Raw genomic sequence first — 10,848 nt, 5'->3', positions numbered from 1 at the left:
GGGAAAAAGTCGAGCTGACGGAGGATAACGCCAGCAGACTGGAGGAGTTTTCGAAAGAGTGGAAGGATGCCAGTGATAAGTGGAATGCCATGTGGGCTGTCAAAATTGAGCAGACCAAAGACGGCAAACATTATGTCGCGGGTATTGGCCTCAGCATGGAGGACACGGAGGAAGGCAAACTGAGCCAGTTTCTGGTTGCCGCCAATCGTATCGCATTTATTGACCCGGCAAACGGGAATGAAACGCCGATGTTTGTGGCGCAGGGCAACCAGATATTCATGAACGACGTGTTCCTGAAGCGCCTGACGGCCCCCACCATTACCAGCGGCGGCAATCCTCCGGCCTTTTCCCTGACACCGGACGGAAAGCTGACCGCTAAAAATGCGGATATCAGTGGCAGTGTGAATGCGAACTCCGGGACGCTCAGTAATGTGACGATAGCTGAAAACTGTACGATAAACGGTACGCTGAGGGCGGAAAAAATCGTCGGGGACATTGTAAAGGCGGCGAGCGCGGCTTTTCCGCGCCAGCGTGAAAGCAGTGTGGACTGGCCGTCAGGTACCCGTACTGTCACCGTGACCGATGACCATCCTTTTGATCGCCAGATAGTGGTGCTTCCGCTGACGTTTCGCGGAAGTAAGCGTACTGTCAGCGGCAGGACAACGTATTCGATGTGTTATCTGAAAGTACTGATGAACGGTGCGGTGATTTATGATGGCGCGGCGAACGAGGCGGTACAGGTGTTCTCCCGTATTGTTGACATGCCAGCGGGTCGGGGAAACGTGATCCTGACGTTCACGCTTACGTCCACACGGCATTCGGCAGATATTCCGCCGTATACGTTTGCCAGCGATGTGCAGGTTATGGTGATTAAGAAACAGGCGCTGGGCATCAGCGTGGTCTGAGTGTGTTACAGAGGTTCGTCCGGGAACGGGCGTTTTATTATAAAACAGTGAGAGGTGAACGATGCGTAATGTGTGTATTGCCGTTGCTGTCTTTGCCGCACTTGCGGTGACAGTCACTCCGGCCCGTGCGGAAGGTGGACATGGTACGTTTACGGTGGGCTATTTTCAAGTGAAACCGGGTACATTGCCGTCGTTGTCGGGCGGGGATACCGGTGTGAGTCATCTGAAAGGGATTAACGTGAAGTACCGTTATGAGCTGACGGACAGTGTGGGGGTGATGGCTTCCCTGGGGTTCGCCGCGTCGAAAAAGAGCAGCACAGTGATGACCGGGGAGGATACGTTTCACTATGAGAGCCTGCGTGGACGTTATGTGAGCGTGATGGCCGGACCGGTTTTACAAATCAGTAAGCAGGTCAGTGCGTACGCCATGGCCGGAGTGGCTCACAGTCGGTGGTCCGGCAGTACAATGGATTACCGTAAGACGGAAATCACTCCCGGGTATATGAAAGAGACGACCACTGCCAGGGACGAAAGTGCAATGCGGCATACCTCAGTGGCGTGGAGTGCAGGTATACAGATTAATCCGGCAGCGTCCGTCGTTGTTGATATTGCTTATGAAGGCTCCGGCAGTGGCGACTGGCGTACTGACGGATTCATCGTTGGGGTCGGTTATAAATTCTGATTAGCCAGGTAACACAGTGTTATGACAGCCCGCCGGAACCGGTGGGCTTTTTTGTGGGGTGAATATGGCAGTAAAGATTTCAGGAGTCCTGAAAGACGGCACAGGAAAACCGGTACAGAACTGCACCATTCAGCTGAAAGCCAGACGTAACAGCACCACGGTGGTGGTGAACACGGTGGGCTCAGAGAATCCGGATGAAGCCGGGCGTTACAGCATGGATGTGGAGTACGGTCAGTACAGTGTCATCCTGCAGGTTGACGGTTTTCCACCATCGCACGCCGGGACCATCACCGTGTATGAAGATTCACAACCGGGGACGCTGAATGATTTTCTCTGTGCCATGACGGAGGATGATGCCCGGCCGGAGGTGCTGCGTCGTCTTGAACTGATGGTGGAAGAGGTGGCGCGTAACGCGTCCGTGGTGGCACAGAGTACGGCAGACGCGAAGAAATCAGCCGGCGATGCCAGTGCATCAGCTGCTCAGGTCGCGGCCCTTGTGACTGATGCAACTGACTCAGCACGCGCCGCCAGCACGTCCGCCGGACAGGCTGCATCGTCAGCTCAGGAAGCGTCCTCCGGCGCAGAAGCGGCATCAGCAAAGGCCACTGAAGCGGAAAAAAGTGCCGCAGCCGCAGAGTCCTCAAAAAACGCGGCGGCCACCAGTGCCGGTGCGGCGAAAACGTCAGAAACGAATGCTGCAGCGTCACAACAATCAGCCGCCACGTCTGCCTCCACCGCGGCCACGAAAGCGTCAGAGGCCGCCACTTCAGCACGAGATGCGGTGGCCTCAAAAGAGGCAGCAAAATCATCAGAAACGAACGCATCATCAAGTGCCGGTCGTGCAGCTTCCTCGGCAACGGCGGCAGAAAATTCTGCCAGGGCGGCAAAAACGTCCGAGACGAATGCCAGGTCATCTGAAACAGCAGCGGAACGGAGCGCCTCTGCCGCGGCAGACGCAAAAACAGCGGCGGCGGGGAGTGCGTCAACGGCATCCACGAAGGCGACAGAGGCTGCGGGAAGTGCGGTATCAGCATCGCAGAGCAAAAGTGCGGCAGAAGCGGCGGCAATACGTGCAAAAAATTCGGCAAAACGTGCAGAAGATATAGCTTCAGCTGTCGCGCTTGAGGATGCGGACACAACGAGAAAGGGGATAGTGCAGCTCAGCAGTGCAACCAACAGCACGTCTGAAACGCTTGCTGCAACGCCAAAGGCGGTTAAGGTGGTAATGGATGAAACGAACAGAAAAGCCCACTGGACAGTCCGGCACTGACCGGAACGCCAACAGCACCAACCGCGCTCAGGGGAACAAACAATACCCAGATTGCGAACACCGCTTTTGTACTGGCCGCGATTGCAGATGTTATCGACGCGTCACCTGACGCACTGAATACGCTGAATGAACTGGCCGCAGCGCTCGGGAATGATCCAGATTTTGCTACCACCATGACTAACGCGCTTGCGGGTAAACAACCGAAGAATGCGACACTGACGGCGCTGGCAGGGCTTTCCACGGCGAAAAATAAATTACCGTATTTTGCGGAAAATGATGCCGCCAGCCTGACTGAACTGACTCAGGTTGGCAGGGATATTCTGGCAAAAAATTCCGTTGCAGATGTTCTTGAATACCTTGGGGCCGGTGAGAATTCGGCCTTTCCGGCAGGTGCGCCGATCCCGTGGCCATCAGATATCGTTCCGTCTGGCTACGTCCTGATGCAGGGGCAGGCGTTTGACAAATCAGCCTACCCAAAACTTGCTGTCGCGTATCCATCGGGTGTGCTTCCTGATATGCGAGGCTGGACAATCAAGGGGAAACCCGCCAGCGGTCGTGCTGTATTGTCTCAGGAACAGGATGGAATTAAGTCGCACACCCACAGTGCCAGTGCATCCGGTACGGATTTGGGGACGAAAACCACATCGTCGTTTGATTACGGGACGAAAACAACAGGCAGTTTCGATTACGGCACCAAATCGACGAATAACACGGGGGCTCATGCTCACAGTCTGAGCGGTTCAACAGGGGCCGCGGGTGCTCATGCCCACACAAGTGGTTTAAGGATGAACAGTTCTGGCTGGAGTCAGTATGGAACAGCAACCATTACAGGAAGTTTATCCACAGTTAAAGGAACCAGCACACAGGGTATTGCTTATTTATCGAAAACGGACAGTCAGGGCAGCCACAGTCACTCATTGTCCGGTACAGCCGTGAGTGCCGGTGCACATGCGCATACAGTTGGTATTGGTGCGCACCAGCATCCGGTTGTTATCGGTGCTCATGCCCATTCTTTCAGTATTGGTTCACACGGACACACCATCACCGTTAACGCTGCGGGTAACGCGGAAAACACCGTCAAAAACATTGCATTTAACTATATTGTGAGGCTTGCATAATGGCATTCAGAATGAGTGAACAACCACGGACCATAAAAATTTATAATCTGCTGGCCGGAACTAATGAATTTATTGGTGAAGGTGACGCATATATTCCGCCTCATACCGGTCTGCCTGCAAACAGTACCGATATTGCACCGCCAGATATTCCGGCTGGCTTTGTGGCTGTTTTCAACAGTGATGAGGCATCGTGGCATCTCGTTGAAGACCATCGGGGTAAAACCGTCTATGACGTGGCTTCCGGCGACGCGTTATTTATTTCTGAACTCGGTCCGTTACCGGAAAATTTTACCTGGTTATCGCCGGGAGGGGAATATCAGAAGTGGAACGGCACAGCCTGGGTGAAGGATACGGAAGCAGAAAAACTGTTCCGGATCCGGGAGGCGGAAGAAACAAAAAAAAGCCTGATGCAGGTAGCCAGTGAGCATATTGCGCCGCTTCAGGATGCTGCAGATCTGGAAATTGCAACGAAGGAAGAAACCTCGTTGCTGGAAGCCTGGAAGAAGTATCGGGTGTTGCTGAACCGTGTTGATACATCAACTGCACCTGATATTGAGTGGCCTGCTGTCCCTGTTATGGAGTAATCGTTTTGTGATATGCCGCAGAAACGTTGTATGAAATAACGTTCTGCGGTTAGTTAGTATATTGTAAAGCTGAGTATTGGTTTATTTGGCGATTATTATCTTCAGGAGAATAATGGAAGTTCTATGACTCAATTGTTCATAGTGTTTACATCACCGCCAATTGCTTTTAAGACTGAACGCATGAAATATGGTTTTTCGTCATGTTTTGAGTCTGCTGTTGATATTTCTAAAGTCGGTTTTTTTTCTTCGTTTTCTCTAACTATTTTCCATGAAATACATTTTTGATTATTATTTGAATCAATTCCAATTACCTGAAGTCTTTCATCTATAATTGGCATTGTATGTATTGGTTTATTGGAGTAGATGCTTGCTTTTCTGAGCCATAGCTCTGATATCCAAATGAAGCCATAGGCATTTGTTATTTTGGCTCTGTCAGCTGCATAACGCCAAAAAATATATTTATCTGCTTGATCTTCAAATGTTGTATTGATTAAATCAATTGGATGGAATTGTTTATCATAAAAAATTAATGTTTGAATGTGATAACCGTCCTTTAAAAAAGTCGTTTCTGCAAGCTTGGCTGTATAGTCAACTAACTCTTCTGTCGAAGTGATATTTTTAGGCTTATCTACCAGTTTTAGACGCTCTTTAATATCTTCAGGAATTATTTTATTGTCATATTGTATCATGCTAAATGACAATTTGCTTATGGAGTAATCTTTTAATTTTAAATAAGTTATTCTCCTGGCTTCATCAAATAAAGAGTCGAATGATGTTGGCGAAATCACATCGTCACCCATTGGATTGTTTATTTGTATGCCAAGAGAGTTACAGCAGTTATACATTCTGCCATAGATTATAGCTAAGGCATGTAATAATTCGTAATCTTTTAGCGTATTAGCGACCCATCGTCTTTCTGATTTAATAATAGATGATTCAGTTAAATATGAAGGTAATTTCTTTTGTGCAAGTCTGACTAACTTTTTTATACCAATGTTTAACATACTTTCATTTGTAATAAACTCAATGTCATTTTCTTCAATGTAAGATGAAATAAGAGTAGCCTTTGCCTCGCTATACATTTCTAAATCGCCTTGTTTTTCTATCGTATTGCGAGAATTTTTAGCCCAAGCCATTAATGGATCATTTTTCCATTTTTCAATAACATTATTGTTATACCAAATGTCATATCCTATAATCTGGTTTTTGTTTTTTTGAATAATAAATGTTACTGTTCTTGCGGTTTGGAGGAATTGATTCAAATTCAAGCGAAATAATTCAGGGTCAAAATATGTATCAATGCAGCATTTGAGCAAGTGCGATAAATCTTTAAGTCTTCTTTCCCATGGTTTTTTAGTCATAAAACTCTCCATTTTGATAGGTTGCATGCTAGATGCTGATATATTTTAGAGGTGATAAAATTAACTGCTTAACTGTCAATGTAATACAAGTTGTTTGATCTTTGCAATGATTCTTATCAGAAACCATATAGTAAATTAGTTACACAGGAAATTTTTAATATTATTATTATCATTCATTATGTATTAAAATTAGAGTTGTGGCTTGGCTCTGCTAACACGTTGCTCATAGGAGATATGGTAGAGCCGCAGACACGTCGTATGCAGGAACGTGCTGCGGCTGGCTGGTGAACTTCCGATAGTGCGGGTGTTGAATGATTTCCAGTTGCTACCGATTTTACATATTTTTTGCATGAGAGAATTTGTACCACCTCCCACCGACCATCTATGACTGTACGCCACTGTCCCTAGGACTGCTATGTGCCGGAGCGGACATTACAAACGTCCTTCTCGGTGCATGCCACTGTTGCCAATGACCTGCCTAGGAATTGGTTAGCAAGTTACTACCGGATTTTGTAAAAACAGCCCTCCTCATATAAAAAGTATTCGTTCACTTCCGATAAGCGTCGTAATTTTCTATCTTTCATCATATTCTAGATCCCTCTGAAAAAATCTTCCGAGTTTGCTAGGCACTGATACATAACTCTTTTCCAATAATTGGGGAAGTCATTCAAATCTATAATAGGTTTCAGATTTGCTTCAATAAATTCTGACTGTAGCTGCTGAAACGTTGCGGTTGAACTATATTTCCTTATAACTTTTACGAAAGAGTTTCTTTGAGTAATCACTTCACTCAAGTGCTTCCCTGCCTCCAAACGATACCTGTTAGCAATATTTAATAGCTTGAAATGATGAAGAGCTCTGTGTTTGTCTTCCTGCCTCCAGTTCGCCGGGCATTCAACATAAAAACTGATAGCACCCGGAGTTCCGGAAACGAAATTTGCATATACCCATTGCTCACGAAAAAAAATGTCCTTGTCGATATAGGGATGAATCGCTTGGTGTACCTCATCTACTGCGAAAACTTGACCTTTCTCTCCCATATTGCAGTCGCGGCACGATGGAACTAAATTAATAGGCATCACCGAAAATTCAGGATAATGTGCAATAGGAAGAAAATGATCTATATTTTTTGTCTGTCCTATATCACCACAAAATGGACATTTTTCACCTGATGAAACAAGCATGTCATCGTAATATGTTCTAGCGGGTTTGTTTTTATCTCGGAGATTATTTTCATAAAGCTTTTCTAATTTAACCTTTGTCAGGTTACCAACTACTAAGGTTGTAGGCTCAAGAGGGTGTGTCCTGTCGTAGGTAAATAACTGACCTGTCGAGCTTAATATTCTATATTGTTGTTCTTTCTGCAAAAAAGTGGGGAAGTGAGTAATGAAATTATTTCTAACATTTATCTGCATCATACCTTCCGAGCATTTATTAAGCATTTCGCTATAAGTTCTCGCTGGAAGAGGTAGTTTTTTCATTGTACTTTACCTTCATCTCTGTTCATTATCATCGCTTTTAAAACGGTTCGACCTTCTAATCCTATCTGACCATTATAATTTTTTAGAATGGTTTCATAAGAAAGCTCTGAATCAACGGACTGCGATAATAAGTGGTGGTATCCAGAATTTGTCACTTCAAGTAAAAACACCTCACGAGTTAAAACACCTAAGTTCTCACCGAATGTCTCAATATCCGGACGGATAATATTTATTGCTTCTCTTGACCGTAGGACTTTCCACATGCAGGATTTTGGAACCTCTTGCAGTACTACTGGGGAATGAGTTGCAATTATTGCTACACCATTGCGTGCATCGAGTAAGTCGCTTAATGTTCGTAAAAAAGCAGAGAGCAAAGGTGGATGCAGATGAACCTCTGGTTCATCGAATAAAACTAATGACTTTTCGCCAACGACATCTACTAATCTTGTGATAGTAAATAAAACAATTGCATGTCCAGAGCTCATTCGAAGCAGATATTTCTGGATATTGTCATAAAACAATTTAGTGAATTTATCATCGTCCACTTGAATCTGTGGTTCATTACGTCTTAACTCTTCATATTTAGAAATGAGGCTGATGAGTTCCATATTTGAAAAGTTTTCATCACTACTTAGTTTTTTGATAGCTTCAAGCCAGAGTTGTCTTTTTCTATCTACTCTCATACAACCAATAAATGCTGAAATGAATTCTAAGCGGAGATCGCCTAGTGATTTTAAACTATTGCTGGCAGCATTCTTGAGTCCAATATAAAAGTATTGTGTACCTTTTGCTGGGTCAGGTTGTTCTTTAGGAGGAGTAAAAGGATCAAATGCACTAAACGAAACTGAAACAAGCGATCGAAAATATCCCTTTGGGATTCTTGACTCGATAAGTCTATTATTTTCAGAGAAAAAATATTCATTGTTTTCTGGGTTGGTGATTGCACCAATCATTCCATTCAAAATTGTTGTTTTACCACACCCATTCCGCCCGATAAAAGCATGAATGTTCGTGCTGGGCATAGAATTAACCGTCACCTCAAAAGGTATAGTTAAATCACTGAATCCGGGAGCACTTTTTCTATTAAATGAAAAGTGGAAATCTGACAATTCTGGCAAACCATTTAACACACGTGCGAACTGTCCATGAATTTCTGAAAGAGTTACCCCTCTAAGTAATGAGGTGTTAAGGACGCTTTCATTTTCAATGTCGGCTAATCGATTTGGCCATACTACTAAATCCTGAATAGCTTTAAGAAGGTTATGTTTAAAACCATCGCTTAATTTGCTGAGATTAACATAGTAGTCAATGCTTTCACCTAAGGAAAAAAACATTTCAGGGAGTTGACTGAATTTTTTATCTATTAATGAATAAGTGCTTACTTCTTCTTTTTGACCTACAAAACCAATTTTAACATTTCCGATATCGCATTTTTCACCATGCTCATCAAAGACAGTAAGATAAAACATTGTAACAAAGGAATAGTCATTCCAACCATCTGCTCGTAGGAATGCCTTATTTTTTTCTACTGCAGGAATATACCCGCCTCTTTCAATAACACTAAACTCCAACATATAGTAACCCTTAATTTTATTAAAATAACCGCAATTTATTTGGCGGCAACACAGGATCTCTCTTTTAAGTTACTCTCTATTACATACGTTTTCCATCTAAAAATTAGTAGTATTGAACTTAACGGGGCATCGTATTGTAGTTTTCCATATTTAGCTTTCTGCTTCCTTTTGGATAACCCACTGTTATTCATGTTGCATGGTGCACTGTTTATACCAACGATATAGTCTATTAATGCATATATAGTATCGCCGAACGATTAGCTCTTCAGGCTTCTGAAGAAGCGTTTCAAGTACTAATAAGCCGATAGATAGCCACGGACTTCGTAGCCATTTTTCATAAGTGTTAACTTCCGCTCCTCGCTCATAACAGACATTCACTACAGTTATGGCGGAAAGGTATGCATGCTGGGTGTGGGGAAGTCGTGAAAGAAAAGAAGTCAGCTGCGTCGTTTGACATCACTGCTATCTTCTTACTGGTTATGCAGGTCGTAGTGGGTGGCACACAAAGCTTTGCACTGGATTGCGAGGCTTTGTGCTTCTCTGGAGTGCGACAGGTTTGATGACAAAAAATTAGCGCAAGAAGACAAAAATCACCTTGCGCTAATGCTCTGTTACAGGTCACTAATACCATCTAAGTAGTTGATTCATAGTGACTGCATATGTTGTGTTTTACAGTATTATGTAGTCTGTTTTTTATGCAAAATCTAATTTAATATATTGATATTTATATCATTTTACGTTTCTCGTTCAGCTTTTTTATACTAAGTTGGCATTATAAAAAAGCATTGCTTATCAATTTGTTGCAACGAACAGGTCACTATCAGTCAAAATAAAATCATTATTTGATTTCAATTTTGTCCCACTCCCTGCCTCTGTCATCACGATACTGTGATGCCATGGTGTCCGACTTATGCCCGAGAAGATGTTGAGCAAACTTATCGCTTATCTGCTTCTCATAGAGTCTTGCAGACAAACTGCGCAACTCGTGAAAGGTAGGCGGATCCCCTTCGAAGGAAAGACCTGATGCTTTTCGTGCGCGCATAAAATACCTTGATACTGTGCCGGATGAAAGCGGTTCGCGACGAGTAGATGCAATTATGGTTTCTCCGCCAAGAATCTCTTTGCATTTATCAAGTGTTTCCTTCATTGATATTCCGAGAGCATCAATATGCAATGCTGTTGGGATGGCAATTTTTACGCCTGTTTTGCTTTGCTCGACATAAAGATATCCATCTACGATATCAGACCACTTCATTTCGCATAAATCACCAACTCGTTGCCCGGTAACAACAGCCAGTTCCATTGCAAGTCTGAGCCAACATGGTGATGATTCTGCTGCTTGATAAATTTTCAGGTATTCGTCAGCCGTAAGTCTTGATCTCCTTACCTCTGATTTTGCTGCGCGAGTGGCAGCGACATGGTTTGTTGTTATATGGCCTTCAGCTATTGCCTCTCGGAATGCATCGCTCAGTGTTGATCTGATTAACTTGGCTGACGCCGCCTTGCCCTCGTCTATGTATCCATTGAGCATTGCCGCAATTTCTTTTGTGGTGATGTCTTCAAGTGGAGCATCAGGCAGACCCCTCCTTATTGCTTTAATTTTGCTCATGTAATTTATGAGTGTCTTCTGCTTGATTCCTCTGCTGGCCAGGATTTTTTCGTAGCGATCAAGCCATGAATGTAACGTAACGGAATTATCACTGTTGATTCTCGCTGTCAGAGGCTTGTGTTTGTGTCCTGAAAATAACTCAATGTTGGCCTGTATAGCTTCAGTGATTGCGATTCGCCTGTCTCTGCCTAATCCAAACTCTTTACCCGTCCTTGGGTCCCTGTAGCAGTAATATCCATTGTTTCTTATATAAAGGTTAGGGGG

Annotated in this window: 9 protein-coding genes and 1 pseudogene; 6 read left to right on the top strand and 4 right to left on the bottom strand. The window is 44.4% G+C overall.

All coding sequences use genetic code 11. The annotated features are described in order from the left end of the window. From J5M56_RS23390 to J5M56_RS23370, 6 genes and pseudogenes are all read left to right on the top strand, one after another. Window positions 1–905, top strand: a 905-nt coding sequence (locus J5M56_RS23390; RefSeq protein ID WP_207937879.1) for a DUF1983 domain-containing protein, incomplete at its 5' end; no start/stop codon positions are given. Between the two features lie 61 nt (window positions 906–966). Beyond that, window positions 967–1,587, top strand: coding sequence for an outer membrane beta-barrel protein Lom (lom, locus tag J5M56_RS23385; RefSeq protein ID WP_001246632.1), 621 nt, complete (start codon window positions 967–969; stop codon window positions 1,585–1,587). Between the two features lie 64 nt (window positions 1,588–1,651). Then, window positions 1,652–2,041, top strand: a pseudogene (locus J5M56_RS27265) (prophage tail fiber N-terminal domain-containing protein); the annotation flags it as partial. A 648-nt stretch (window positions 2,042–2,689) separates the two neighbouring features. Next, window positions 2,690–2,857 (top strand): phage tail protein, encoded by a 168-nt coding sequence (locus J5M56_RS27260; RefSeq protein ID WP_080484622.1) that lies wholly within the window; start codon window positions 2,690–2,692, stop codon window positions 2,855–2,857. A 173-nt stretch (window positions 2,858–3,030) separates the two neighbouring features. Further along, window positions 3,031–3,975: a phage tail protein gene (locus J5M56_RS23375; RefSeq protein WP_015979257.1), complete on the top strand. Its 945-nt coding sequence runs from the start codon at window positions 3,031–3,033 to the stop codon at window positions 3,973–3,975. Next, window positions 3,975–4,559, top strand: a complete 585-nt coding sequence (locus J5M56_RS23370; protein ID WP_015979258.1) for a tail fiber assembly protein — start codon at window positions 3,975–3,977, stop codon at window positions 4,557–4,559. Before J5M56_RS23375 ends, J5M56_RS23370 begins: the two co-directional genes overlap by 1 nt. 128 nt (window positions 4,560–4,687) lie before the next feature. Here J5M56_RS23370 and J5M56_RS23365 read toward each other — a convergent pair whose 3' ends face one another. The 4 genes from J5M56_RS23365 to J5M56_RS23350 all read right to left on the bottom strand — a co-directional run. After that, the gene (locus tag J5M56_RS23365; RefSeq protein WP_000162952.1) at window positions 4,688–5,920 is read right to left on the bottom strand and encodes a hypothetical protein; all 1,233 of its coding nucleotides are present in this window, start codon (window positions 5,918–5,920) and stop codon (window positions 4,688–4,690) included. 590 nt (window positions 5,921–6,510) lie between these two features. Beyond that, on the bottom strand, window positions 6,511–7,401 hold the full coding sequence (locus tag J5M56_RS23360) for an HNH endonuclease (RefSeq protein ID WP_000735931.1): 891 nt from the start codon (window positions 7,399–7,401) through the stop codon (window positions 6,511–6,513). After that, window positions 7,398–8,975 carry an AAA family ATPase gene (locus J5M56_RS23355; RefSeq protein ID WP_015979259.1) on the bottom strand — a complete coding sequence of 526 codons (1,578 nt, stop codon included), beginning with the start codon at window positions 8,973–8,975 and terminating at the stop codon, window positions 7,398–7,400. The genes J5M56_RS23360 and J5M56_RS23355 overlap by 4 nt, the downstream gene beginning before the upstream one ends. Window positions 8,976–9,813: 838 nt before the next feature. Further along, a partial coding sequence (locus J5M56_RS23350; RefSeq protein ID WP_207937878.1) for a tyrosine-type recombinase/integrase occupies window positions 9,814–10,848 on the bottom strand: 1,035 nt, incomplete at its 5' end.

Origin of the sequence: Pseudomonas sp. 51_B (assembly GCF_017491595.1) — a bacterium.
Lineage (GTDB): Bacteria > Pseudomonadota > Gammaproteobacteria > Pseudomonadales > Pseudomonadaceae > Aquipseudomonas > Aquipseudomonas promysalinigenes.
This window is presented reverse-complemented; position numbering and strand designations above follow the sequence as displayed.